We start from the raw sequence: 26263 nt of genomic DNA on the forward strand, positions 1-26263 counted from the left end.
CACGTACGGTAGCTTTTCGATCGCGCCGTTCTCAAAATTTTCTTCTCTACGGGTGATTGCAGGCAAAGTTCTGCTATTCTCAGAATCAGCCATGATCCGAGCTCCAGCTAGCTAGGTTGTGGTTAGGCTGGATAGCGTGCGCGAACACGCAATCCAGCCGTATTGCAATACAACGATAAACGTCCCCGTTTAATTCGTCAATAAACGGGCCCGTTTTATGGCGGCTGGTGTTTGTTTCGACAAAACAGGCGGAACAGGAATTTTATGGGACGACCGCCGCTAAACGTCAAAGAAACAAAAATTCGCCTCTCGCCGGCAACGAAAGAGCGGATCAAGGCCTTGGTTGGAAATTACGGTATTGCGGCCTTCGTCCGTGAAGCTATCGAGAATGAACTGGCGCGGCGGGAAGGTGGTCCGTCGACGGCTGAGAGGGCTTGCGGACCGTCCGAAATGGAATGAGAGCCCGTTCAGAGTATACCGGCGACCATTAGATGATCCGCACGTGGCGACCAGGTTCTGGGCTCCTCTCTCAGCCAAACGGTTCACGATCTGCAAGCGTGAACGATTTAGGCGGCCCGCCGTCCGGTCTGGCAGTCGGAGATCGAAAGCCGGACAAGCGACGGTTTCTCGACGGAAGTTGTCGTCCGCTCGCCACATCGATTTGCGGAACCGATCGCAGCGTCTCCGCCTGACGAGAGAAAGCGCATCGTCGGGGCTGTCGTAAGCATGCGCCCTGCATCGTCTCAATGATGATTCAACGGCCGCCAGAGACGGTATAGTCATATCGCAGGTTTCGGTGGTCAGGTCGGGCAGGGCGCTTTTCAATTGGAGCGGCTTGCCGGGCCTAGGCTTCCCGGATCCCGGCCGTTTGCCGTCGCGATGCTGATCCTCCGAGACGAGGCTTTTTAACCGGTCAAACCGCGCGCGAACGGGCTCTGGCAGCTGCGCTGCCGGCGCCTGGTACGCTCATTCTTGCTGGCGCTCGAAGCCGACTAGCTTTTTCGGCCAGATATGCGCGGGGAGCGCCACCACTCGAACCCAAAGTGCCGCTCTCGTGATTTAGCGCGGCGGATTGCTCCCATTGAGCAGCGTCGCCCGGATCATGTCAGCCTTCGAAAGTGGGATGGATCGGACAACTGCAGGTGCCGCTGCCTTTCGGCTTCATCGGGTTTTACAATTTTTTGCCCGGCCGCCAGCCTGTCTGTGTGCGACATTGGGCTAATCACTGTGCCGTTTATATCGTGCGGGCGGAGCCTGGTCGCGCAATCGCCAGATGGTATCTCTTTGAATGGAGAAAGGGCCCGGTCGCTCGGCGCAGGGTCGAGACGCTAAGACCAAGTCGCAGAAGGGGTCTGATTTTAGCCCAGAGTCCGAGCGCGAAGGGTCGGATTGGATTGCCAACATCCGCGGGCAGGTTCGCGTTCATGGGTTAGGAGCGCATTGATCGCCCGGGCTTTCGTCACGAAGGAGTTTGGGCATTGACAAACTTGTAGACTTGTTCCCAATATGGGAATATATGTGCGGCATGCAAGTCATAGCGAAGTCCACGTTGAGAGCCTTCTGGGGAAGGCATCCCCAAGCGGAGGTACCTCTGAAGACCTGGTACGCAATGGTGAGCAGCGCGGCGTGGACGGAGCCGGCGGATGTGAAGACGATGTTCGGTGCCAACATCGACTTTGTCAGCGATAATCGCATCATATTCGACATTTCCGGCAACAAGTATCGCCTGATCGTCCACGTTGCCTATCCATATAAGCGGGTGCTGATCAAGTTTGTTGGCACCCACAAAGAGTACGATCAGATCAACCCGGAGACGGTGTAATGGACAACATTCGAGCCATCAGGAATGATGATGACCTTGCATGGGCTATTGCAGAGGTCTCGGCATATTTCGAGAACCAGCCGGAACTCGGGACTGAGGAGGCTGATCGCTTCGACGTTCTATCGGCCCTCATCGAGGCATATGAAGACGCGCACTACCCGATCGAGGCACCTGAACCCGTTGAGCTAATCAAGGCCCACATGGAAATGTTCGGCCGCACTCAGGCCGACCTTGCCGTGATTTTGGGTTCGCGCTCTCGAGCTTCTGAAGTTCTTAATAAAAGGCGCGCTCTGACCGTGGAGATGATCCACCGGCTGCATAAAGCGTGGAATATTCCCTCTGACCACCTTGTGGAACCGTATCATCTTGTTGGCCGCGAAAGAGAGGTAGCCTGACAAGGCGCGCCTGAAAATGCTCATCCGCGTACTCAGGAACAGGCAAAGCGACGCCTTGGATGACCCTATATTAGTCGCCACACAGCGTCGATTTTGCAAGGCTTGTTGTGGACACGTAGCCCTTCGCGGTCTGCTGATGGGCGAATATGTGCAGGAGCGCCACTGCCTCAGTCGCGGACGCGAAATGGTGGCTTAGTTGCTGGCCAAGGGTTCCGATACGCCCCCCCAGACCGAATGAGGCAAATTTCACCAAACAGGTTTCTAAAATCGCATAATGTATCGATCGAAACACGCGGGTGAGCATATGTGCTGACTGCCGATTGTGAAGCTAATGCGAAGGAATCATTACGGTTGCTTCGTTGAATTCGCTGGTACCTTTGGGCAAAGTATCACCGACGCGACCGGCCGATCCCCACGTGAAGGACTGACGTTTGTTTATTAAGGCGGGAACTGGACCCGTCTGGGTTGCGCACGACGTTTGACCTAAAATCGGGTGGGCCTATCGCCCGCGAAGCGAAAGTTCTTGCCGACAATGATGAAATTCAGCCTCCATCACCTGCCTGATGCCAAGAGGCGGGAACTCGCGCGTGCGGTCGAAATCCTGCGCGAAGAGTTTGAGGATGCGTTGAGGGAGGGCATAGCGGAGTTCAAGAAAAAGGGGCGGATCCTCAAGGTGATTCTCTTTGGCAGTCGTGCGCGCGGCGATTGGGTGGATGAGGAGCACATTGGCAAGGGCTATCGCTCCGACTACGACCTGCTGGTGATCGTCAACAATCGCAAGCTGACGGATTTCACCGCATACTGGAACAACGCTGCGGACCGGCTTCTGAACGACCGCATCCTGAAAGGGATGCAAGTATCCTTCATTGTTCACTCGCGCCGTGAGGTGAACGAGGAACTCAGGCGCGGAAAGGACTTCTTCTGCGACATTCGCCAGCAAGGCATTGTGCTTTACGAGCTCGATGCCGAGCCGCTGGTGGAACCGAGGCCGATCAGCCTTGAACAGCAGTTCAAGATCGCACGCGAACATTATGAAAGCCGACTTCCGCATGCCGCTGGCTTCCTCGACACCGCGCAATATTCACTCAGCAAGGGCCGCGCCAACGAAGCGGCGTTTCTTATTCATCAGGCAATCGAGCACGCCTACTCAACTGTGCTTCTCGTTCTAAAGAATTATGGTCCACCAACCCACAACCTGCGTTCCCTGCGCGGTTTTGCCGAAGATCTGGACCGTCGACTGGCAGACGCCTGGCCACAAGACCGGCAGCGCTATTCGGCCTGGTTCAATACAATCAATGAGGCCTATGTGAAGGCACGGTATTCCAAGCATTACCAGATAAGCGAAGAGGCGCTTTCCTTCCTGATTGAGCGTACGCAGGTTCTTCACGCGCTGGTAAAAACGGTCTGCGAAAACCATCTAATCACGCTGGCTGGCGAAATCGCCGAGGAAAAGTCAGGGCGATGATCCGGTTTCGGCTATTGGGTCTGGAAGCAGACGTTCACGTTTGACATGAAGGGCGGCCGCAAGTGGTGAAGCCGGACGTGGTGTCCCCTCGATGGAAAGGTTATGCCCTCGGGGTCGTGGCAAACCACTTCGATGTTGTGCCCGCCCGGACCAATGACATGTCTCTCAGCCATAATGGCAAGAACCCCCTCGAGCAACTGCGGCTGTCGCCAAAGGGGAGACAATTCCGACGCCGAACTCCAAACGAAGAAAGACGTTTGCGTTCTCGTTCAAAGGCCTCTCAGCTTCCAATCAAGGACGGGAGACACTTTCACTTGGCCCAAGCCGTCTCTGTTCCAACCATTCACCGGATGCAGCCCTTAGTTCAGCGACGCCAATTAGACTGAAATTACTTCAAATTGTCGAGAATGGAGTCGTCGCAGCTCCGTTCTGGCAGGCAGAGCGTTGCGAGAACTCCACCAACGGAGGCCAAGGGCGGGTTCGTTTCCAGCAACACCCGTGCCGGCGGCGCCGAAAGCGCCGGAAGTCGTACCGAAGGAAAACGTCAGCTGGCTTGCCGGCATTGTCTCGACCCTTGGCTTTGCCTTCACCGGCAATGGTTCGCTGCAGTGAGCGCTCGCCGGCATCATTCTCGCGTCGTTTGCCGGCGGCGCCTTCCTCTTCATCCGCAAGCGGCTCGACACCTGGCCGAAGATCCTCGGCGCGTGCTCGCGCTCGCCGCCATCACCTGGACCGTTCTTGAGATCCGCGCGGACGGCGCCCGATCAATCACCAACGCATTCGAGAGGCAGACAATGCGGCGGCACATTCCGCGGGCGATGCTCGCTCTGATTATGACACTTGCCCTGATTTGCCGTGGGACTTCGGCGCCGGCAAATGTCGACGGCCTGCGGCGGGTCGTCGGAACTGACCTGGTCGGCGCGCGAGGAGCGACGCCGGCGGATCAGCGGAAGATAGACCGGACTGTCGTCGGCCTTTGCGCTGGCGGCGTCTGGACGAATGCGGAATGCATAAGGCACGGGGAAGGGCGCTAGATGGAATCCACAGAGACAGAGGCGGCTGTCCATCGCCAACTGGGTGAACTCGCGGCGGGGATGCCGTGACATGCTCGAGCGGTAGCGATCTCACGTATTTGGTAGAATTAACCGGGTGGCAGACGGGTGCCCTCCTAGCCTCACCGCTAGACCGAACATCAAGGCTGTCGGAGCGGGCGCCCGAGGGAGCGTTGCTCCTGGTTGTAAATCATTTGGCTTACTATCGGGCCAGACGGATCGCACCCGGATTGTTAATGGTGTTGTTCGCGAGCGCCGCCTTGCAATCCAGCTTGAAGCTGCTGTTGCCGATCATCGTGATCTCCTGCGCGACGATGCGTACGCATTCGCCGCCGGTGGAGCCATTGCCGGCATACTGGATCTCACGTGACGCCGGCATATAGATGATGCCCGCAAGCGACGAGGCGCTGTTGCCGTTGATCACGGCCGTCGCCGTGTTGTTCCTGGCGGCAACGATCGAGAAACCTGCCCAGTCACCGGTCAGCGACGGCGTGATCTTGAAGGTCGAGCCGCCGTGAATGTCGAGTTGGGCACCGTTCATCAGGAAGAAGGTGACGCCATTACCCGTGAGCACCGACTGGCTGGCAAGTTTCAGAGTGCCGCCATCGATGATGTAGGAGCCCGGCCGCAGAAGAACCTCGCCCTTGATCTCCAAGCCGCCGTAGGTGCCGGGCTTCAGTTCGACAGTGTAGCCGGCGGGTGCGTTGTTCGGTGTCTTGCTCGTACCGTTACAGTCGCCATTGCCGCCACCGCCGGCCACGAAGTTCTGTCCGCATCCGGAGAGGTTCACCCAGCTCCCGGTCGTCGGCATTTTCTTGAACCGGAAGGGGTCCGGGATCGGTGGAACACCTTCCACCGCCTTGCCGCAGGCGAGATCGAGATTGGCAAGCGTCGCCGAAACCTTGCCCGTTGCATAAAGACACTCTGCCTTGAGAGTGGCCGACCCACTGAGATAGATCGACTGTGCGTCGCTCGAATCCGACGTGATGGTACAGCCGGAGGTATCGACAGTGGCACTGCCGCTCACTTCGAACGCCCGGGATGCGGTCGGGTGGAGTGCCAGAATGCAGGCTTCCCGCCCCGGCATGCGCGCCGCGACGCTTTCGCGATCGATCGTATAGGGTTGGAGTCCCCAGAACAGCGGAGCGTATTTGAGCTCATAGGTCGTCGTCGCCGTGCTTTCGACGCCGAGGGTGCCAAAAGTAACCTTGATCGCCTGCGTTGCCACCGGCGTCGAACTGCCCAACCCGATCTCGTCGATAATCTCCGGTGTGCCGAAATTGGCGAAGAAGATGTTGTTCGCCAGGTCCTTCGCTTTGGCTTCATCCTCCCCTTCGCCATAGGACTTGACCGCGGAAAAGGCGGCCGCATCGAGCGCGTCCTGCATCTTGGCGGATTCGAGATTGATGCGGGCGAGATTGATGGCGATGGAAGCGCCCGTGAACAACGGGATTATTAAGAGAGCAGTCATGACGGCAAAGTTGCCGTTTTCGTCCTTAAGGATGCGGACGAGGTTGTTCTTCAGATCGCTTGGCATCTTGTTTGTTGCCCCCCTCAACAGATCACGACGACTTCGGAGCCAGGTTGCCCAAAAAGCAATAAAGGTAATCGATTCTAGTGAGTTGGAGCTGGATACGGCGGCTGGCTGCGTCCCCTCCCTGCGCTCCAAAACAGGATTGCTAATTTAGCCATCAAGCGTAGAGAAATAGCTTCAGAAATTGTTAAACTTTGTGGCATCCGGCGCTGTGTGGGGGAATCCACAGCGGAAACGGGCGGGTGCCTGCCCGTGCTGCCGCTCTGGGTATCGTTGGGGCCGCTCTGCGGCGGTGTTTGTTTCCGATGTGTGCGTCTGGGATCGCATAGTGTATCGCCGGGAACTGGCTATGAAGTCTACGGCGGGCGGCGGGACGCCACGCTAGCCTCGACGCCCTCTGATCCGTGGCCGGCAAGCTCAGCCTGCCGGTCGAGCGCGACCTGTTTTTCACGCCTGATCGATTGTCCATGCACTCATCGCGCGCGCTTATTTCAGATTATCGACCAGTTTGCGAATGCGGCGTTCCCGAACTTCGGCGGTCTTGGCCTCGTGGATCGCGTTGACGTGCTTTTGCCGCAGCCCAAAAGGCAGGCGGTCAAAAGCCATTCGGGCTTGCGGAGAGTTATTGAGCGCCTCGGCGAGCTCTGCGGGTTCGGCGACCTCCCTGGGCGCCTCGTCGAGCTCGACTTCGATTTCGACTATATCGCCTTCGCTGATCCTGGCGGCGGCGCGATGGGCAGCGCTGATCCCTATCAGCCGCTGCCCCCGCATGGCCGCCACCCGCGTGCGCCAACTAAAGCCATTGATTGTCACAGTCACCGGTGGGCGACCTCCAGGACCCAGCTCTTTCATTACTGCATCGGGGACCTCGACACCTGTCGCAATGCCGGAAGGGACAACCTTCGCCTGGAACGTCGCTGCTCCCCTGCCTGCATTTTTGTTCTGATTGTCGCTAGATGACATCGTCCAAATCCAATGCTGCTGCGCGTACCTATTCGCCCTGTTGAATGCTCAGGGGATAGCGCTTGGGATGGTGCACCGAGGTTGATATGTTGATAGGTCGGTTTTCGGCGGAGAACGCGATCTGATCCAACGTCAGCACCGCGGTCTTTTGCTCCAGTTTGAGCAATGCAATCTCGTCTTCATCAGGATAGCGCGCACTGATTGTTGTCTGTCCACGCACGGGGCGCAGGCCGTAACGCTCGCGCAATTCAGCGTAGAGCGAACGGTTTCCAGTCGACCAGTCCAAATCCAGCAGGCCCGGGCATGCGACGGGCTGCAGCCAGTCATACTGTATGACCACCGGCACGTCGTCGAGCGTGCGAAGGCGTTTCAACAACACGACGTCAGCCGCTTCTGGCAGGTAGAGCGCGCGTGAAATCTCCGGCGGAGCGGCATAGATCTTGGCTTCCAGCAGGCGGCTGCCGGGCACCATGCCCTTAGCGATCGCGTTGGCAGTAAAGCTTGTCAGCAAGTGCAGCTCGAACGGTTCACTTCTTTCGGCGACGTAGAAGCCCTTGCCTGGCTGGCTTTGCAGATGGCCCTCCTGAACGAGTTCTACAAGCGCCTGTCTGATTGTAATGCGGCTGACATCATATGCCTGTACCAGCTCGCGCTCGGACGGAAGTTTGGCATGTGCGGGGATCGTGCCGTCACGCGTCAGATCCAGGATGTTCTGCTTGACCTGCCTGTAGAGAGGTTGCTGGTCATCGCGATCCAGCGGCTTCAGCCGGGCGCGTTCCGCCAACGGATTGCTTCGAATTGTCGGCTTTTTTGCGGGCATCTTTTCCGTACCGTTTGTGACGATTCCAGTGCTGCACGAAATCTGGTGGCAAGGCAACGGTATATCTTGACATGTCTGGATATGACCAGTTACGACTGCATTAATAGACAACTGAGGTATCCGATGAAGCTCACTCTGATTGGCGGCGGCGGCGTAAGAGCGCCCCTATTCGTGGCATCGGCTCTTCGCAGGGCCGAACGCAGTGGGCTTGCCGAAATCTGCCTGCATGACGTCGATCAATCGAAACTCGAGATCTTCGGTGGGCTCGCCCGTGAGATTGCTCTCAGGATGCAGTCGCCCGTCCGCATTACCGCCACCGTGACTGCCGAGAAAGCCCTTGAGGGCGCGCGTTACGTGGTCACGACTGTTCGGCCTGGCGGCGAGGACGGACGCGTCAAGGACGAACGGATTGCCTTGTCCCACGGCGTTCTCGGCCAGGAGACCACCGGACCCGGTGGTTTTGCCATGGCGTTGCGCAGCATTCCCGTCATCACGGAATATGCTCGGCTGTTGAAAGAGGTCAGTCCGGATGCCTGGCTCTTCAACTTCACCAACCCGGCGGGCTTGGTGGCCCAGGCTTTGAGCGACGCAGGCTTCGATCGTGTCGTCGGCATCTGTGATGGTGCCAATGCGGCCCAGGAAGCGGTGGCGCAGAAGCTCGGTGTTGCCGTCAGGGACGTGCAGACCGAAGTCTTCGGTCTCAATCACCTGTCGTTTACGCGGTCGGCGGTCGTTGGAGGGCGCGAGGTTCTGCAAGAGCTGCTGGATGACGATGCGTTTCTTGCCGAAACGGCGCAGCGCATTTTTGATCCATCGATTATCCGGCGGCATCGCCTTTGGCTCAACGAATATCTCTACTACTTCTACTATGCCGAGAAGGCGCTTGGAGACATCCAGGCCGATGCGCGCACCCGTGGCGAGGAGGTCCGCGATCTCAATCGAACATTGATTGCTGAACTCTCCGCCATTGGCGTCGAGCGCGATGCGGATGCTGCCCTTTCGGCATACTTCGCCTATGAGCAGCGCCGCGAGGCGACTTACATGCACTACGCGCGGCCCGAAGCGCCGAGCATGGAAGATGCCGACAGGGCCATCCGCGCGGTCAGTGCGCATGCCGCGGACGGTGTCGGCGAGGGCTATGCCGGCGTTGCGCTCAATATCATTGATGCGATGGAATCGGGAGCCGAGTGCCATATCGGATTGAACGTGCGCAACGGGGACGCTATCGACGGCCTTCGTCCGGATGACGTCGTCGAAGTCAGTTGCGTCGTCGGTCGTGACGGGATCAAAACGAAGAAGATCGGAGCGATGCCGGAAGCTCAAGCGCAGCTCGTGCACAACATCAAGCGTTACGAGCGGCTCGCAGTCAGAGCAATTGCCGAGCGGCGGAAGGACTTGGCCGTGGAGGCCCTCGTGGCCCACCCGCTCGTGTTGTCCTATTCTCGCGCGGAGCCGTTGGTCGAGCAATACATCGCTGCACATCAACCCTTTGCCGGGGAATGGCGCTGATGCTCTCAAAGCAGTGCAGGGCCTCCCCTTACGACGTGGTGCTCGCCGGCGAGTATTACTACGACCTGATTTTTTCCGATCTTGGCGAGATACCAAAGCTCGGCGCTGACGTGTGGTCGAAGAACTTTGATGCCGTCCCAGGAGCCAGTTATACGACGGCGCGCGCGTTTTCCTTGCTCGGTGTGAAGGTCGGCTGGTGGTGCGAGACCGGGACTGATCTTTTCAGCCAGCTGATGATCGCAGCGGCGACGCGAGATGATATCGACGCTTCTCTGTTCCAGCAGCGCGCAGAGGCAAGAATACGCCTGAGCGCTGCATTCTCCATGGCACACGACCGCGGGTTCATAAGTCACTTCCAAGGGGACGAGACGCTTCCGTCAAAGGCTGAGATCGAACGGCTCGGGCCGCGTGTCCTCATCGTGCAAGGGCTCACCTGCCGGAGCGACTTGGCAGATCTGTTCGCCTTTGCCCGCTCTATCGGCATCTTTTGCTGCCTGGATTGCCAGCATGTCGACGAAGATATAGCCGATGGCAATCTCGCCGAAATTCTGCGCCGCACGGATTGCTTCATCTGCAACGAGACCGAGGCAAAGCGGCTGACAGGTAGTGAGAGCCATGATGGGGCGCTTCTCGCCCTTGCTCGATATTGCCCGACCGTCGTGATCAAGAGGGGAGCCGACGGAACGGCTGCACTCCACGCTGGTCAGGTCATCGAAATTGGCGCACCGCAAGTCCAGGTCGTCGATACGACCGGGGCAGGCGACAGTTTTAACGCCGGCTTTGTCTACGGCCTGTTGCAGGGCTGGGCCATCGAGAAAGCGCTTCGGGCAGCGGTTGCCTGCGGCTCGGCCTGCGTGACGGCACATGGCGGCAAGGCACTGCCTCTAGAAAGTGAGCTTCTTCAAAGCATGGCAGAAGCTACCTGGTAAGAGAACGACACATCAAACGCAACGTGGGAGCATGCATATGAAACGTCGGGAATTCCTTGCATCCGCAGCGGCAGCTGCAGCAATTGCCATCAGCCCTAGGCTGGCTTTCGGCGCCGACGGGGCGGTCGAAGTGATCGTCGGGAGCGATCAGAACGTGGCGGATTTCTGGTCCAATGTCGTCGTTCCGGCCCTGCAGCAAGAACTCCCAGACCTCGTCGTCAACGTGACTGTGTCTGACGGAAACTCGGGCATGATGGCCCTGGCCGACCGAGCTCTTGCGGCGCTGAAGACAAAGAGCGATCCGCAGGTCGATGTGATGGAGGCCTTCAATCCACGCAATACCGTCGGTGCGATCGATGCCGGTCTCTGGCTCGATTTTTCCAAGGCATCGATGAGCAACTATTCGAAGCTCAACAAGCTTGCGATCGATACGAATTTCGGCCTGCCATACCGTGGGTCACAGGTGGTTCTGGCCTATGACTCCACCAAGGTGCAGACGCCGCCAAAGACTTGGGAGGAACTGACGGCCTGGATCAAGGCAACGCCCGGCCAGTTCATCTACAATCGTCCGGACAAGGGCGGATCCGGCGGCAATTTCGTGCGGCGCGCGATCCACGAAGCCAACGGACGAGACCCGTCTGCATTCACGGCAGCCAATTTCAGCAAGGAAAAAGCCGACGCGATGCTGCCGCCGGCCTGGGAGATCCTGAGGGATCTCGCACCTTCGCTCTACCAGGGCGGATCCTACACGGCCGGCAACACGCCGTCGCTGCAATTGCTTGTATCGGGTGTCGTCTCGATGGTGCCAACCTGGTCGGATCAGGCCCTGTCCGGCCTGAAATCGGGTGAGCTACCGTCTCATATCAAGCTCGCGCAACTGCAGGATCTGGCATTCGTTGGCGGGTTTGCCTATTGCACCATTCCGACCAATGCCACGAATATCGAGGCGGCGACCAAACTCGCAAACGTCCTCATTTCGCCCGCCGTCCAGGAACAGATTGTCGATCAGATCGCCGGGTTCCCGTCGATCGAATGGTCCTATCTTTCGGACGAAATCCGCACCGCAAATGCCGACATCATTCCGAAGTCGATCCCTGCCTTCCCCGACGGCGAGTGGGAAGCCGCCGTCAATGACGGCTGGTATCGCAACGTCGCGCCCGCGATCGCGCGAAACTAAGAGATCGGAGCGCTGGTTTGGGAAGCGAAGGCAACTCTACACGAAACCTGAAAGGGCTGCTGCTAATCGGTCCGCCGCTTGCAGTCATGGTCTGCCTGCTGCTTTATCCCGCTGGCGTTTCTGTCCTGCAAACACTCCAGGAGACCGCAGCCGACGGCTCCGTCTCCTGGAGCCTTGCCCGGTATCACCGGTTCTTCACGGATCCCTATAGTGTTGCCAACTATGTTCGTACCGTTTGGACGACGGTGGTGACGTTGGTTCTGTTGATCGCCATTTGTCTGCCGATCGCCATCTATCTGCATTTCACCCGCAGCCGCTTGGCCGCCGTCGTTCAAGCCTTGGCGCTTTTTCCGATGTTTGTGCCAGGCATCATCGTTGCCTATGCGCTCATTCGATACATCGGCCCGAACGGCCTGCTTCAGTCACTGCTGGAGTTGGTCGGATTCAGATCCTATGACTCGCCATATCTGACTCCGTGGGGCCCGGTCATCGGCTTGGTCTGGGACCATATGCCCCTGACCTTGCTCATCCTGACGGCTGGAATGGCGAAGGTGTCACAAGAGGCAATCGAGGCCGCCCGCGATGTAGGAGCCGGCTATGTCGTCATATTCCATCGTATCATTCTGCCGCTTATGGTCGACTCGCTTCTGGTCGTGGTCGCCTTGAACGTCATCAGCCTTTTCGGCTCGTTCGTTATCCCCTACATGCTGGGACCGGCGTCTCCGGAGATGATGGGCCCTTACATGCTGAGGACATTTTCGGAAGTCCGTCAGCCCGATTTTGCCGCAGCGCAGGCGGTGATCACTTTCCTGACCTGCTCCGTATTTGGCATCCTCTATGTCGTCATGCTGACGAGAAAGCAGGACGTATGAAGATCCGCGCCAGTACCATCGTCGGTATCGTCATCATGCTTGTCCTCATTGCCTATGTGGTGATGCCCATCGCGACGGTCTTTCTCTGGGCTTTTGCCGAGAAATGGACCTACCCGGCGCTGCTTCCGACCGAATGGGGCTTGCGCTACTGGCATACGACCCTGGCGCGGGCCGACGTTCTGTCGGCCTTGCGCCTGTCACTTGCCCTTTCGGTCACTGTGACGCTTCTGTCGGCGGTGATCTGTCTGCCGGCGGCCTATGCCTTCGCACGGATGGAGTTCGTCGGGCGCCGGACCTTCATGATGTCGTTCCTCGCAATCAACGCCTTTCCCCGATTCGGGCTCATCGTGATGATCGCGACGCTGTTCCTGAGCCTGCGCCTTGTGGGCACGTTCTGGGGCATCGTCCTGGTGCAGTTGCTGAATACCATGCTGATCATGATCTGGCTCCCGTCGGCGGCATTCCGCGGCGTCGACCGTCGGTTAGAGGAAGCCGCGCGTGATGTGGGGGCCGGGCCCGTGCGGACATTCATACGCATCACTATTCCCCAAGCCGCCCCCGCTATTGGGGCAGCGATGCTGCTCACATTTGTTTCGACCTTTTACGAGACAGAAGGCGCATGGCTGGTCGGCGCTCCCAAGCTGCGCACGATGCCAATGGTGATGCTGCAGATGATTACCGGGCAGATCGTGGTGCAATATGGGGCCGTCCTCTCGGTTCTGCTTTGGGTGCCATCGTTCATCGCATTGTTGTTTGCTCGCCGTGTCTTGGCGTCGAACCAGTTTGCAAAAGGATTTGGCGCATGACGCCGCACGCACGCGTGTTGTCGGAGTTCTGTTGAAATGGCGAAATTGGAACTGAAGGGAATCGAGAAGCGCTACGGCAACATGGCCGCAGTCCGCGACATCTCTCTCGAAATAGCATCGGGCGAACTGGTCTGCCTGCTCGGACCGTCGGGATCGGGCAAGTCGACGCTCCTGCGGATCATGGGAGGCTTCGAAAAGCCCACGGCAGGTAGCGTTCTCATCGATGGTATCGACGTAACGGCGAGCGCGCCGGAAAGCCGCCCGACCGGGATGGTCTTTCAAAGCCACGCGCTCTGGACGCATATGAACGTCTTTGAAAACATCGCGTTCGGGTTGAAGCTCAGAAAGATGAGCCGAACGGAAATTGCCCGCAAGGTCGATGCAGCGCTCGATCTGGTCGGTCTCAGCGGCTATGAGAAGCGCAGTCCGCTGCGTCTTTCGGGCGGCCAGCAGCAACGCGTTGCCATCGCGCGATGCATCGTTCTTGAGCCCAAGATACTGCTGATGGACGAACCTTTCGCCAGCCTCGACCAACATCTCAGGGAGAGGCTGCGCGAGGAAGTGCGCAACATTCAGCGCGAGCTTGGCATCACCACCGTCTTTGTAACCCACGGCCAGGACGAGGCGCTTGCGATAGCGGACCGGGTCGTCGTGATGTCGGTTGGAAAGATCAACCAAGTCGGTGGACCAGCCGATATCTACGCACAGCCGCAGGACAGGTTTGTCGCCGGCTTCATCGGCGCGATGAACCTGATCGACGGGCGTGTTTCGTCCGGGGTGATGGATGCTGCCGGTTTCAGAGTAAAAGTACCATTGCCGGATGGTGAGGCAACGCTTGCTGTTCGGCCGGAGAAGCTGGCGATCGCTGCCCAAGGTGGACACACTTCGGCATCGGCGAAGATTACCAGGGTCGTCCATTTCGGAGCTTACCGCACCGTCGAGGCGACAACCGACGGCGTCAACCGCGTGAAGATACATGCCGACACGGAGACGGTACTCGAACCGGGGCAGGAAATATTCCTTGATCCCGTTCATTTCTCCGTCTTCAAGGACGGGCACGACGTCTTTCGTTCGGTCTCAGTCTCCAGATGAGTTTGCGTCCCGCCCTCAAGTGGCATCGCTTGCGCCAGGTCCGATCCGACTGTGCGTTCGGTCTCGCCAGCATGTTGCAGGGGTGGGCATGCGGCGCATCGATGGAAGTGGATCTGCGCGCCCTTGGCGACGGCGATTTCGTCTGTCTGCACGATGCGACAGTCGATCGGGAAACGAGTGCTGCTGGTCCGGTGCGGGATTTCACGTCGTCGGATGTCAGGTCAATGGTAATGCGCACCGATGATGGCCATCTGACCGACCTGCAACCCATGCTGCTTGGCGATCTTGCCGCGGCGATGGACGGTGACGCGGTTCACCCGGACGCTTTGATGCAGCTGGATTTCAAGGACGACATCGGGGCGCTTTCAGCCGGCCATCGTCAGCATTTCCATGCATGTCTCGCATCCTGTGCAGATCGCTTTATCCTTTCTGGAGATGACCCGGCAGGACTGCTCAGCCTTGGCGCCGGCCTACCGGGGCTCAAGATCGGTTACGACCCGTGCCGCGACGACACACTGACAAGGCTCCGCCGAACCGGGGCTTTTGAGGCCTTCGCCGCCGATGCCGTCCATACAGTGCCGTTTGCGGCATATGTTTATCTCGAATACCCGATCATACTTGCCGGCCTCGATGCTGGCGTGAACGTCGTTTCGATTTTTCATTCGGTGGGGATGAAGGTCGATGCATATACACTCAATGCCGACCACCACGGGGTCGAGGAGACATTGTGCCGGCTGGTACAAGCAGGCGTTGATCAAATCACGACGGACGAGCCGCTTGTTCTTGAAAACATGCTAGACCGGCTCATTCCGCAAATAGGCTGAGCAGCCAGTGCTGAAGCGCCGGCACGCTGGCGAGAACTGCGCCATTGCCATTCTGCTCGTTTCCCTGGAAGTCGGTGACGACGCCTCCGCACTCCCTGACCAGCAGTGCAGACGCGAGATAGTCGAGCGTGTCGAGCCCATCTTCGAAACAAGCGTGGTGCCGCCCGGCTGCGACATAGGCAACGGAAAGCGCAGCGGAGCCAAGCCGCCTGGTGACGGCCGCCCGGTCGATCACCGCGCGCAGGGCGGTGTGATAGCGCTCAACCGATATCCCCTGGACCTGTCCGGGGATGGGAAGTCCGACACCGACCACGGATCGCTCCGGCAACACATCGCCGCAAACGGGCAGCCGCTTGCCGTTCAGATATGCGCCTCTACCTGCCTCCGCGACAAACATTTCGTCGCGGATTGGGTCGAAGACGACGCCAGCCGTTACTCGGCCGTCTTCCAGATGCGAAATGACCTGCGCAAAGAATGGAATATGGAACGCGAAGTTCGACGTCCCGTCGATCGGGTCAATGATGAATGTCCGCCGGCCGTCTCCAGCCCGGTCGCTTGTCTTTTCCTCGCCGACAATCCCCGCGTCCGGGCATTTCTCATTGAGCACAGCTGCAATCGCGCGTTCGGTCGCGATGTCGGCCGCCAGCTGATAGTCCCGGGGCGCTTTTTCAACCATGCCGATGGTCTCGTTCGCAGCGTAGTATTTTAGAGCGATGGCACCGCCAGCGCGCGCCGCATCTATCATCGCTGATGCTACGTCGCTCGGCTGAAATGACATGGATCGCCTTTCCAAAGTGGGTTTACATCGGACTGGTCATAACAGGTCATTTCCAGATGAGCAAGTTATTGATCGGTGTGGCCGCCAGGTGGGCCTGCGCACAGCTTCGACCTGGCTTGCTCGCCAGAAATTGTGGCGGAGATGAGCATTATGGCTATGCCCCTGGACATCGAGGTGCCTTTTGTTGTTCTCCACCACATCTCGCGAGTTTGCCTTGGCAGCGCTGCTGCCTGGCGCCTAGTACGCTCATGATTTGCGCGGCGACCAAGACATTTTCCGGGGCAAAGCCGCTCTCCTGATTTAGCGCGGTCCCGGATCGAACTTCCCGTTGAATTTCGCACCAGCATCGCATCTGGTTTACAAGGTTAACGAACTTGACGAGCTATCGCGCCGCACCTAAATACTAGGGCAGGAGGCTGAAGCCAATGTCCATCACGAAAACAATCGACAGCGATTCTTCCAACGTCGCACTCTCGATGAAGCTTCCTCGGAAGGCCGATTTCGAAAAGGCTCTTATCAGGCAGTATGCCAAGGCGGTTCAACTGAGCCGTAAGGCTGGGCATCAGGTCAGCTTCCGCGTGGTCGTGGATCCGCAGGCCGGAGCGCAGACGATTTCGGTCGTCGAGGAAGAGCCCGCGCTTCGAGAGGATGCATTTCCGATCGAAGCGATGGCCGTTCCCGATGACGAGCTGCAGGCCGCGCTGGCGACGGCGCGGGAACGCGGACGACGTCGCGTTGCAGAAATCCTCGCCGAGGACGACATGGTGAGCGCGGACGCATTCGCCGATCTGCTTGGCGTGTCACGTGTAACCGTCAACACCAAGCGTCAGAATGGACAGGTTCTGGGGCTCGACGGGGCCAAACGCGGCTTCCGCTTTCCGGCATGGCAACTCGACCGGGATGGACGGCCCTATGCTGCGCTCCCGAAGTTGCATGCGATTCTGGGCAGCGCATGGGCGGTTTACCGTTTCCTAATTACGCCGCATGGCGCTCTGGATGAGCGGACGGGGCTCGATGCGCTGAAACGCGGCCATGACGACGACATCCTTGCAGTGGCCGAAAGCGTTGCCCGCGGTGATTTTCGCTAAATGGCTGCAATCAAGCCGCCGGCGGGTTTTGAGAATTTTCCGTGGGGGCGATCGAAGGTTTGAGGTATTCGAGTAACAGTTTGGCCGGCAGCGGTAATTTATGATCGCGTCGATACATAAGACCAAATGGTACGACATGGCTTGTAACATCAGGCATGATACGCACCATCTCGTTGAGATCTTCCCATGTCTTTGCGTAATGGTCCGGCAGGTATCCGATATATTTCCCGCTCAGTATCAACATCGCTGCGGCCTCCATCGAGTGCACAATTGCTGCCGTTTCGAAATTGGGGATGAAGGCGGGCTGTAATGATTCCCGGAGATAACCCCGCGAGACAAACCCGAACTTGTCGTCTTGATTGAATATCTTATCCTTCTGCGTTTTCTTGTCGGCCAGAGCATGCTGCGCGGAGCAGAACAAGCTCATCCTCTCGTGAAAGGCTTCCTTGATGACGACGGATTCCGAGGCGATGGAAGTGGGGCCGACGATGAAGTCCACATCCCCGTTGGCCAGACTGCTCTTCAGCTTGTCGGGCGAAAGAACGTCGATCCTTATAAGTATGTCGTCGTCGATTAATCCCAGTTTATGAATAGCGCGTTGCAGTTTGAATTGGTGCTCCGAGATTAGCCCGTCAACGATTCCAAGCGACAATTCGCGGCCGATCCGTTTCTTCGTCAGCCATGTTTTACTGCGGAACTCGTCTATCGACACGAAAAGTTCGGTGATGGATGAATAAAGCTCCGTACCGCCCGGTGTCAGTCTGAACCCGGATCGCCCTCGGTGGCAAACCTTGAATCCAACTCTTTTCTCGAGGTTTGCAAGGTGCGTGCTGATGTTGGAAAGGCTCATATCGAGAATCGATTGGGATGCGGATAGTCCTCCGCAGTCGACCACCGTCCTGAAAACGGTAAAGAGGCGAAGGTCAAAATCTGAAACAGCTCGCACGCATACACCCCAGGCAGTGTTGTCGCAATCGGCAATGAATAGACAAGAATATCCCTAGTCGATGATCACTTCGGTTTGGTGAGAAGTCAACTTGTTCAACTAGCTATTCGTCTGCGCCACACGACGTGAGAGCAATCCAATGTCGAGAAATGGACGTTGGAGGAGTTGTCATGTCTGATCCAAGATTCACCCCCATAACAGGGACGGAGATGCCGCGATATGCCGGGGCGGCCACCTTGATGCGGTTGCCGCAAGTCCTCCCGGGTACTCCCGATTGGAACGACGTGCAGATCGGTCTGTTTGGTGTTCCCTGGGATGGAGGAACAACCAATCGCCCGGGCGCCAGGCAGGGACCACGGCAGGTACGGGATGCATCCACCATGGTTCGCAATGTGAACCGTGCGAGCGGTATTAATCCATTTGCATTGTGTCGGTGCGCAGATCTCGGTGACACCCCAGTAAATCCGGCAGATCTGGCAGATTCGATGACGCGTATCGAGCGGTTTGCGGGCGAGGTTTGCGTCTCAGGCATTCTTCCGCTTTTTGTAGGCGGTGATCATTTGTCAACGCTGCCCGTCATGCGTGCGGTCAGCCGACGTTTCGGGCCATTGGGCATGGTCCACATAGATGCGCATACGGATACATGGGATTCCTATTTCGGTGGTCAGAAGTACACCCACGGAACACCCTTCCGTCGAGCCATCGAGGAGGGAATTCTCGACCCAAAGCGCACGGTACAGATTGGAATACGAGGAGCACTGTACGCCGATGGTGATGATGGGTGGGGGCGCGAGCAGGGTATCCGTGTCATCGACTTTGACGAATACAGGACGTTGGGCGTCGAACGGGTTCTGCGCGAGGCGCACGCCGTTGTTGGCTCTGCTCCGACGTACATCAGCTTCGATATCGATGCGCTTGATCCCGCCTACGCGCCAGGAACAGGAACCCCTGAAATTGGCGGTATGACTACGCACGAGGCCCAACTTCTCGTTCGAGGTCTTGATGGCATCAATTGCGTCGGTGCGGATGTTGTCGAGGTTTCCCCGCCATTCGATCTGAGTGGCAATACGGCGCTCGCTGCGGCCACGCTGTTATTCGAGATCCTCTGCGTTGCGGCCAGCGGTATCGCGAGAGTCGAGGCATAATCCGGTTTCAAAAAAACAAAGTGTTTAAATAAACCATTGGAGAAACAGATGAAATTGAACAACGCCATAGCGATGGCCGGCGTGACGCTCTTGGTTTCGTTGCCATCGGTACGTCCCGCACAAGCCGAGCAAAATGTAGTGAACATCGCCTACCAGCTCACGCCGAGCCCTTGGGTCGCTCGTGTTGCCGACAAGTCATTTGAGACGCAAACTGGCTACACGATCAATTGGCGCCAGTTCAACACCGGCGCGGAAATTATCAGTGCCATGGCGTCGGGGGCGATTGATATCAGCGTGCTGGGCTCAAGCCCGTTGGCGGTCGCAGCGACGGCCGGCCTGGACATCAAGCTATTCTGGATACTGGAGGACATTGCTAGCGCTGAAGCACTCTATGTCCGCAATGACTCTGGCATCAACAAGCCTGCCGATCTCGCCGGCAAGAAGCTTGCGGTTCCCTTCGCCAGCACGAGCCACTACCAGTTGATGTATGCGCTGGAGCAATGGGGCATTGATGGCCAGACCACCGTGTTGAACCTCGACCCGAATAAAGCTGCTGCTGCTTGGGAGCGCAAGGATGTTGACGGTGCATTCATCTGGGGGGCTGCAATGGCGCGCCTAAAGTTGGATGGCAAGCCTTTGGTCACCTCAGGCGAGATTTGCCAAATGGGGCGTTGCACGTTCGAAGGAATGGTCGCCACCACCAGCTTCGCCGAAAAGAACAGCGATTTCATGCGCCAGTTTGTCGGCATCATCAATGCCGCCAATCAGGACTACAAGAATAACAGGTCCGAATGGGGCGCTGAATCGGACAACGTAAAGCTGATATCCAATCTTTTTGGTGCTGATGCCGAGACTGTTGCAGAGGATATTTCCAACTATAGATATCCATCGCTCAGCGAGCAAATTTCATGCTCCTGGTTAGGGTGTGCGGCAGAAGGCGGCGGAGCAAAAACACTGAAGCTGACGGCGGACTTTCTGAAATCGCAGGGAAAGATCGGGACGGTTCTCGATGATTATTCAGGGTTCGTCACGGATGACTATCTGGAACGCGCAGAGTAATCTTTTGGCTGCTGCACGAGCGCCTCGGGGGACTTTTATAGGCCCCCGAGCATTCCCTTCTTATGATGGTGTGGACGGGTTCGCTTTATCGTCTGGAGTTTTCCGGCTGTGATCACGATGGCTTGCTGATCTCGCCACCGGGATTATTAAGCAGGATCAGAGCCTTGTAACCGATCGCCGAGTGACGACGTTCATCGTTGTAGGATCGACGCCAAGTCACCAACTTTTCGCGTGAATCCGCAAGGGTCAGGAACCAATGAACGTTCAGGCATTCCGCGCGGACTTGCTATTGAGCGCCTCGATGGAGCCGTTGTCAGTCGGCTTGCCGGGCCGCGAGAAGTCCAGCATGACGTTGTTGGCATGGGCCCAAAGGTCGAGATCTCGGGAGATCGATGTAGTGGTGGATCTAGTTGTGACCACACCTACGGGCACGAACGTCAATGACTTTCGCGCGATTCTAATCGTTTGAGCTCGATCGCACCTCTCATGCATCCGCTGAACTTACTTCAGCCTTTCGATTTCTCCCGCGCTGATGCCTAAGCGGCCGCTCGTGTGGTGGAGCAAGGTAGATTTCCAACAAACGCAATCCCAGGATCAGTGCCGAATTGATGACCAAATATATGGCGGCTACCATGCAGAATACCTGGATGACGGCGAAGGTCTCGCTCATCAGATCCTTTGCTACACCGGTCAGTTCCATCACCGTGATGGTGCTGGCAAGCGACGTCGCCTTGAGCGACACGACGATCTCGTTGCTGTAGGCCGGCAAAGCGCGTCTCACAGCTATCGGAGCGGTGACGAGAAAAAAGACCTTGATCGACGACAGTCCCAGCGCGCGGGCTGCCTCGATCGCGCCTTTGGGCACGGCGGCCAGACCGCCGCGCATCACCTCGGCCGTATATGCGCCCGAGCAAAGGCTCATGGCGATCACAGCACAGGCGAAAGGCTCCCTCAACAGGATCCATGCTGGACTTTCGCGCAGCCATGCGAACTGGCTGAGGCCATAGTAAAGTACGAAGATCTGAACCAGCAGCGGCGTGGAGCGGAACGCTAGAACATAGGCTGATGCGATAGCCCGAAGAGACCCATGACGCGAAGCACGCGCCCAAGTGGCAATACCCGCCAGGACGAAACCAAGTGGGAGGGTTGCAGCCGCAAGTGCCAATGTGACCCAGATTGCGCCAGCCAGTTCGCTAGCAACGTGTAGTGTCGTTTCGAAATCCATGATCAGCCCCAGCGCATTCTGTTCTCGACGGCGACGAACACCCGCGAGGATACGGCGACAAGCACGAAATAGATGACAGCCGCGGCGCCGTAAAAGACGAAGGGTTGTCCGGTCGTGCGGCCGGCGAGGCCGACGACCCGCATAAGCTCGGCCACAGAGATCACGGAAAGCAGTGTCGTTTCCTTGATGGCCATGATCCAGACATTGCCCAGGCCCGGCAGGGCCTGCCGGAACATTTGCGGCATGATGACCAAATAGAGTCCCAGAAACGGACGAAGCCCGAGCGCGGCGAAAGCCTCGAACTGCCCGGCTGGAATTGTGCCGTGCGCGCCGCGGAACACTTCGGAGCTATAGGATGCCGAGACGAGGGTGACGGCCATCACGCCGACCGAAAACGCGTCTATCTCGATGTAGCCGGTGTAACCGAAACCGCGCGCGACCCACATCAGCGCCCCGTTGGTTCCGAAAAAGAGAAGGAAAATGACGAGCAAGGGCGGCACTCCTCGCATCACCGTCGTATAGAGATTGGCTGCGCCCGCGATCCAGCGATTGCTTCCGAGCTTCGCCAGTGCAATCGCAAACCCAAGGGCGACACCGAGAACGTAGCCGAGGCTCGCGCAGGTTACGGTGACGCCGAGTCCGAAAAGGAGCGGCCTGGACCAGCCCTGATCGCCCCAGGCCAGCATTTGAAGAATGGACGCGTCCGCAGCCATCAAAAATCATTCTCCGCAGATTTTCGGGTCGGCCTTGGTCGAGATATCGAAACCAAACCATTGCTGCGAAATCCGTGTGACTTCGCCGTCTTTCTTCAGTTGGCAAAGGGCCACGTCCCATGCTTTGCGAAGCTCCGCGGTATCCTTGCGCATCAGTCCGCCGACACCGACGCCGAGATAGTCGAACTGCTCGAAATCAAGATTGGGTGACAGGATCTCGATCGTTTCGCCTTGTGACGAACCCGTGAGAGCTATCCACGGGGAACGCCCCGCAAGTGCGGCGTCAATCCTTCCAGCCAATAGGTCGAGATTGAGGCTGTCCTGATTGTCGTAGAGGCGGACGTTAACTTCGCCCTTCAGTTCATTGTCCATGAACTTTTGACTTTGCGTGCCGGATTGGACGCCGACCGTCTTGCCTACCAGCGCATTCTTGAGCTCTGCCCAGGAGCTTTTCCCGTTCAGGCCGGAATTTTTGGCGGCCGCAAAATTGATCGGCAGGTTGCCGTAGCTCTGCGTGAAGGCAAGGCGTTTCTGCCGCTCTGGGGTGATCGATATCCCACCGACGAGGATGTCATATTTGCCCTGCTCAAGAGCGGGAATCTGTCCTTCCCAGGGTTGGGCGGTGAAGCGGCAGCTGCGCTGCATTCGCTGACACACGAGCCTTGCCAGTTCAATATCGAAACCGGTCAGTTCTCCCGCAGGCGTCATCGAGGTCCAGGGAAGATAGCCGCCATCCGTTCCGATGCGCACTTCAGGTAAGTCCTCAGCCAAGACCGGCGTCGCGCATAATGCTGCAAGCGTCAATGCTGCGACCAGTTCCGTCCATTTTGCTTTCATGATTGTCCCCCTCATTGTATTTGTGTTGGCAGGTTCAAAAGCGTTCGGGTCGGTCGTCCGTGCCGAGGTCCCAGAACAGGCCTGCCATGATTGCAAGACCCTCTGCGACAAGTGGCGTCAGCAGATGTTCGTCCGGCGCATGCTGACAGCATCCCGAATAGGAGTGCGGCACCCAGACTGTTGGAATTCCTAACAGATCTGCGAAGCAATCGTTCGGTAGAGAGCCTCCGGCATTCGGCAGAATTGTCGGTTCCACCGCCGTCGTCCTTCGAACGGACGCAGCCGCCCAGCGCATCAAGGGATGCTCGGGATCGAGGCGTGTGGCGCCCCATTCCAGTTCTGTTGCCTTTGGGACGACGGCGACATTGCCAAAGCCGTTTTCGTCGAGGTAGGCGCGAATTGTCTGCATGAAGCCCGCCGGATCGGTATCGACGGTGTAACGGATCTGCAGTCGTGCAGATGCGCGGGGCGGAATGGCATTGATCGGTAGAGCCGGCGTGCCTGCCGTCATCGCCAAGACTTCGAGCGCCGTCCAGCCGAAGACGCGTTGCGATGGCGTCAATCCCGGCTCGCCCCACCAGCCGTCAAGCTCCGGGCCGCCGCTCTCGGCTTGAAGCTCTATTCGACCGAGTGCGGCCATGACGCCTGGAGGAACTTCAGTCGGAAGAATTCCTCGAACATTGATTTGACCGGTCGCCGACACCAGGCTGGAGATGGCGTTGGCGAGGATCACGGCCGGGTTGGCAATCAGGCCGCCCCAATTGCCGGAATGATGTGCGCCAGCCCTGAGATCGCAGATCAGATCGAAATCAACGGTTCCACGGGTGCCACCATCAAGTGTCGCGCGGTCGCGGGCCAGGCGAGGTCCGTCCGATGAGATCAGCCAATCGGCCTTGAGCTTCGAACGATGTTCCGAACAAATCTGGTGAAGTCCGGCCGAACCGGTCTCCTCAGAGGTTTCGATAAGCACCACGACGTTAAAGCCGAGGGATCCGCGCGTCGCCAGAACCGCTTCCAGAGCCAGCATCACGATTGTGTGCTGGCCCTTGTTGTCGGCGGTACCGCGACCGTAGAGGCGGTCGCCCTCGACACTCACGCGCCAGGGATCACGGCCATTCGACCATGCGCCTTCCATGCCAGCCACCACGTCCGCATGTCCATAGACGAGCAGTATCGGCAGATGTCCTGCTTCGTCGCGCCGCGCGATCAGCAGCGGGCCGCCCATGGGATCCGGGTTGTCCAGAATGTCGCCAGTAAAGCCGAGGCTTGTGAGATCCTGCCTGAACTCGTTTAAATAACGCACGCATTCCGGGCGCCGTGCGGGATTCTGGCTTTCGGTCGCGATTGCGACGCGGCGTGTCAGATCGGCCAGAAAGCGCCCGTTGGCCAGATAGGCGACGGCGGTGGCTATAGATTGATCCCTAGACATAATCCTGCTCATTGATTGCGTTGACAGCACGATGTCACGCGGACGAATATGCAAGCAAACCAAAACTTCTCTCGGTTACCCTTAGCTGGATTGAGTCTCGACATGGCCCGTCATTTACCACCGCTGCCCGCACTGCGCGCTTTCGAAGCTGCGGCGCGCCATCTGAGCTTCGCCAGGGCGGCTGGTGAGCTGAGCGTGACCCCGGGCGCAGTCAGTCATCACATGAAACAGCTCGAAGAGTGGGTCGGTGGACCGCTGTTTGAACGGCGCGCCAATGGTGTGGGATTGACGGAGGCCGGCCGGGTCTTTGCAACGCGCCTCGGTGCGATCTTCGATCAACTCACCGCCGTCGGCGCTGCGGCACGAGTGCCCGGCGGGCTCAGCACCGTCACCGTTCGTTGCCAGTTTTCACTCGCAACGAAGTGGCTTGCACCCCGCATTGGCAAGTTTCGCAAGGCCCATCCCGACATCTCCGTGGCTGTCATGGCTCTGCCGCACCGGTGGAGCGCTAGGGAACCGGATCCGGATCTTGCAATCTATCATGGCCGTGGAACGATTCCGGGCGTCCGACAGGATACGCTGATCAATGGCAGCCTGATTGTCGTCGGTTCGCCCGACTTGGCGGCCACCCTCCCGCCTGCGTCGACACCTGCTGACTTGTTGTCCCGGCCCCTGATCAAGGTGGATTATGCCGAACCGGGCTGGCACGATGAAGGGTGGGAAGCATGGTTTGCTGCAACTGGGTTTGGGCATCTCGAACTGCGGTCAACCTTGTCGTTCAATCTGGTGCACCTTGCGATCGGTGCCTGTCTGTCGGGCGCCGGCTTCGCTCTGGTTCCAGATTTCCTGGTCGAGACCGAACTATGCACCGGGCGGCTGGTCGATGCCTTCGGGATATCGCTGCCGATTAGGCAGCCCTATGTCATCATGACACCCGACGCTAATCTTGCGCGACCAGAGGTTGCGATCTTAAGAAGCTGGCTCTTGGATCAAGGTCTTGCGACGGCGGGGTAACCAGTCCCGCATGTGCTTTCAGTCCGAGTACTGTTCTCGCCGGCCTCGTTCGAGCAAGAGACGCATCGTGTGCAGGTTGGTTAGTTTCACGTTGGTCCGACGTCCCTGTGAGGATCCAGTCCTTATGAATGCGGCGCGTGGGATCGGTGCAGAAATACAGGACCAAGGGTGGCCACACAGTGCTCTTCTAGTCGAAAGCTATGTTGCGACGATCTTCGCACAGTTGCTCCGTCGGCAGAGGTATATTCCTTCCGTTCGCAAAGGCGGATTGACGCCGGCAAGCCTGAACAGGGTCATCGAGAAAATCGACGAGAACCTCGATGTCGGTCTATCCCTCTCTCATTTGGCCGAGGTGGTGAATCTTAGTATTCCCCACTTTTGCAGGGCATTTAAGCAGTCGCTTGGTTGTCCGCCATATGCCTCGCCGAGAGGTCGGCATGACACCCGTAGCTTATCGTGGGGCCTGGCCGAGAACGCGATAGGTGCCTTCGATGACCTTGTGTTGGACGTCACCGGAATGGCGAACCTTGTTGGCATCGATGGTGCCGGTCTGCGTCACCAAGGAATTGAGGCAACGGACACGGAAAAGCCCGGCCATCAGCTCGTAGGCGCTGGTTCCGTCATTGGCGTTTTTCAGGAGAATTTCGCAAACCGTATCCCCGACATTGTAAATCTTGCCGTCATCGATGCGGCGTAGCCGGATGAGGTGCTTGGTAAAATCGGCCTTGCCTTCGATGCGGCTGCGCGACTGCTTGGCGCCGACCGGCAT

At 58.2% G+C, this 26263-nt stretch carries 25 protein-coding genes and 1 pseudogene; 15 read left to right on the forward strand and 11 right to left on the reverse strand.

What is annotated here, in order from left to right:
- Positions 1-1525 precede the first annotated feature (1525 nt).
- The 4 genes from ASD03_RS27055 to ASD03_RS41365 all read left to right on the forward strand — a co-directional run bounded on the left by ASD03_RS27055 (position 1526) and on the right by ASD03_RS41365 (position 4716).
- Positions 1526-1822 carry a type II toxin-antitoxin system HigB family toxin gene (locus ASD03_RS27055; RefSeq protein WP_057217600.1) on the forward strand — a complete coding sequence of 99 codons (297 nt, stop codon included), beginning with the start codon at positions 1526-1528 and terminating at the stop codon, positions 1820-1822.
- On the forward strand, positions 1822-2217 hold the full coding sequence (locus ASD03_RS27060) for a type II toxin-antitoxin system HigA family antitoxin (protein ID WP_057210918.1): 396 nt from the start codon (positions 1822-1824) through the stop codon (positions 2215-2217). Before ASD03_RS27055 ends, ASD03_RS27060 begins: the two co-directional genes overlap by 1 nt.
- A 535-nt stretch (positions 2218-2752) precedes the next feature.
- Positions 2753-3682, forward strand: coding sequence for a nucleotidyltransferase and HEPN domain-containing protein (locus ASD03_RS27065; protein ID WP_057217630.1), 930 nt, complete (start codon positions 2753-2755; stop codon positions 3680-3682).
- 818 nt (positions 3683-4500) lie between these two features.
- Positions 4501-4716, forward strand: a complete 216-nt coding sequence (locus tag ASD03_RS41365; protein ID WP_348523283.1) for a hypothetical protein — start codon at positions 4501-4503, stop codon at positions 4714-4716.
- A 220-nt stretch (positions 4717-4936) separates the two neighbouring features.
- On the opposite strand, the gene ASD03_RS27075 is transcribed toward ASD03_RS41365, so the two are convergent.
- The 3 genes from ASD03_RS27075 to ASD03_RS27085 form a co-directional block, all read right to left on the reverse strand.
- Positions 4937-6271 (reverse strand): TadE/TadG family type IV pilus assembly protein, encoded by a 1335-nt coding sequence (locus tag ASD03_RS27075; RefSeq protein WP_156408084.1) that lies wholly within the window; start codon positions 6269-6271, stop codon positions 4937-4939.
- A 483-nt stretch (positions 6272-6754) separates the two neighbouring features.
- Positions 6755-7231, reverse strand: a complete 477-nt coding sequence (locus ASD03_RS27080) for a YdeI/OmpD-associated family protein (RefSeq protein ID WP_082557422.1) — start codon at positions 7229-7231, stop codon at positions 6755-6757.
- A 28-nt stretch (positions 7232-7259) separates the two neighbouring features.
- On the reverse strand, positions 7260-8051 hold the full coding sequence (locus ASD03_RS27085) for a GntR family transcriptional regulator (RefSeq protein ID WP_156408085.1): 792 nt from the start codon (positions 8049-8051) through the stop codon (positions 7260-7262).
- A 123-nt stretch (positions 8052-8174) separates the two neighbouring features.
- Between ASD03_RS27085 and ASD03_RS27090 the strand changes: the two genes are divergently transcribed.
- The 7 genes from ASD03_RS27090 to ASD03_RS27120 all read left to right on the forward strand — a co-directional run bounded on the left by ASD03_RS27090 (position 8175) and on the right by ASD03_RS27120 (position 15260).
- The gene (locus tag ASD03_RS27090; RefSeq protein ID WP_057217603.1) at positions 8175-9560 is read left to right on the forward strand and encodes a 6-phospho-beta-glucosidase; all 1386 of its coding nucleotides are present in this window, start codon (positions 8175-8177) and stop codon (positions 9558-9560) included.
- Positions 9560-10489, forward strand: coding sequence for a carbohydrate kinase family protein (locus ASD03_RS27095; protein ID WP_162250541.1), 930 nt, complete (start codon positions 9560-9562; stop codon positions 10487-10489). The genes ASD03_RS27090 and ASD03_RS27095 overlap by 1 nt, the downstream gene beginning before the upstream one ends.
- A 37-nt stretch (positions 10490-10526) precedes the next feature.
- The gene (locus ASD03_RS27100) at positions 10527-11666 is read left to right on the forward strand and encodes an extracellular solute-binding protein (protein WP_057217606.1); all 1140 of its coding nucleotides are present in this window, start codon (positions 10527-10529) and stop codon (positions 11664-11666) included.
- A gap of 17 nt (positions 11667-11683) precedes the next feature.
- Complete coding sequence (locus ASD03_RS27105) at positions 11684-12538, forward strand: ABC transporter permease subunit (RefSeq protein ID WP_057217608.1); 855 nt, start codon at positions 11684-11686, stop codon at positions 12536-12538.
- Positions 12535-13344, forward strand: a complete 810-nt coding sequence (locus ASD03_RS27110) for an ABC transporter permease subunit (RefSeq protein ID WP_025430883.1) — start codon at positions 12535-12537, stop codon at positions 13342-13344. Before ASD03_RS27105 ends, ASD03_RS27110 begins: the two co-directional genes overlap by 4 nt.
- A gap of 36 nt (positions 13345-13380) precedes the next feature.
- Positions 13381-14436: an ABC transporter ATP-binding protein gene (locus ASD03_RS27115; RefSeq protein ID WP_057217610.1), complete on the forward strand. Its 1056-nt coding sequence runs from the start codon at positions 13381-13383 to the stop codon at positions 14434-14436.
- A gap of 71 nt (positions 14437-14507) precedes the next feature.
- Positions 14508-15260 carry a glycerophosphodiester phosphodiesterase family protein gene (locus ASD03_RS27120; protein WP_280137635.1) on the forward strand — a complete coding sequence of 251 codons (753 nt, stop codon included), beginning with the start codon at positions 14508-14510 and terminating at the stop codon, positions 15258-15260.
- Here the strand turns inward: ASD03_RS27120 and ASD03_RS27125 are convergent.
- A complete protein-coding gene (locus ASD03_RS27125) occupies positions 15241-16038 on the reverse strand; it encodes an inositol monophosphatase family protein (RefSeq protein WP_057217613.1) in 798 nt (265 codons plus the stop codon). The two genes, ASD03_RS27120 and ASD03_RS27125, sit on opposite strands and share 20 nt — an antisense overlap.
- 425 nt (positions 16039-16463) lie before the next feature.
- On the opposite strand from ASD03_RS27125, the gene ASD03_RS27130 reads away from it, so the two are divergent.
- Positions 16464-17126 carry a hypothetical protein gene (locus ASD03_RS27130; RefSeq protein WP_057217615.1) on the forward strand — a complete coding sequence of 221 codons (663 nt, stop codon included), beginning with the start codon at positions 16464-16466 and terminating at the stop codon, positions 17124-17126.
- Between the two features lie 10 nt (positions 17127-17136).
- On the opposite strand, the gene ASD03_RS27135 is transcribed toward ASD03_RS27130, so the two are convergent.
- Positions 17137-18072: a LysR family transcriptional regulator gene (locus ASD03_RS27135; RefSeq protein ID WP_082557424.1), complete on the reverse strand. Its 936-nt coding sequence runs from the start codon at positions 18070-18072 to the stop codon at positions 17137-17139.
- 170 nt (positions 18073-18242) lie between these two features.
- On the opposite strand from ASD03_RS27135, the gene speB reads away from it, so the two are divergent.
- The gene (gene speB / locus ASD03_RS27140; protein WP_057217620.1) at positions 18243-19217 is read left to right on the forward strand and encodes an agmatinase; all 975 of its coding nucleotides are present in this window, start codon (positions 18243-18245) and stop codon (positions 19215-19217) included.
- A gap of 48 nt (positions 19218-19265) precedes the next feature.
- Complete coding sequence (gene tauA, locus ASD03_RS27145; RefSeq protein ID WP_057217622.1) at positions 19266-20276, forward strand: taurine ABC transporter substrate-binding protein; 1011 nt, start codon at positions 19266-19268, stop codon at positions 20274-20276.
- A gap of 112 nt (positions 20277-20388) precedes the next feature.
- Here tauA and ASD03_RS38230 read toward each other — a convergent pair.
- From ASD03_RS38230 to ASD03_RS27170, 5 genes and pseudogenes are all read right to left on the reverse strand, one after another.
- A pseudogene (locus ASD03_RS38230) lies at positions 20389-20666 on the reverse strand (integrase core domain-containing protein); the annotation flags it as partial.
- Between the two features lie 94 nt (positions 20667-20760).
- Positions 20761-21501, reverse strand: a complete 741-nt coding sequence (locus ASD03_RS27155; RefSeq protein WP_057210945.1) for an ABC transporter permease subunit — start codon at positions 21499-21501, stop codon at positions 20761-20763.
- 2 nt (positions 21502-21503) lie between these two features.
- Entirely contained in the window at positions 21504-22214 is a 711-nt protein-coding gene (locus ASD03_RS27160; RefSeq protein ID WP_063963368.1) for an ABC transporter permease subunit, read from the reverse strand.
- Positions 22215-22220: 6 nt separating this feature from the next.
- The gene (locus ASD03_RS27165) at positions 22221-23018 is read right to left on the reverse strand and encodes a transporter substrate-binding domain-containing protein (RefSeq protein WP_158268948.1); all 798 of its coding nucleotides are present in this window, start codon (positions 23016-23018) and stop codon (positions 22221-22223) included.
- A 67-nt stretch (positions 23019-23085) separates the two neighbouring features.
- Entirely contained in the window at positions 23086-24480 is a 1395-nt protein-coding gene (locus ASD03_RS27170; RefSeq protein WP_057217626.1) for a M20 family metallopeptidase, read from the reverse strand.
- Positions 24481-24582: 102 nt separating this feature from the next.
- On the opposite strand from ASD03_RS27170, the gene ASD03_RS27175 reads away from it, so the two are divergent.
- On the forward strand, positions 24583-25494 hold the full coding sequence (locus ASD03_RS27175; RefSeq protein WP_057217628.1) for a LysR substrate-binding domain-containing protein: 912 nt from the start codon (positions 24583-24585) through the stop codon (positions 25492-25494).
- Positions 25495-25945: 451 nt separating this feature from the next.
- Here the strand turns inward: ASD03_RS27175 and ASD03_RS27180 are convergent.
- The coding region (locus ASD03_RS27180) for a DUF932 domain-containing protein (RefSeq protein WP_244494704.1) at positions 25946-26263 on the reverse strand (318 nt) is incomplete at its 5' end.

Source organism: Ensifer sp. Root127 (genome assembly GCF_001425225.1).
GTDB lineage: Bacteria > Pseudomonadota > Alphaproteobacteria > Rhizobiales > Rhizobiaceae > Ensifer > Ensifer canadensis.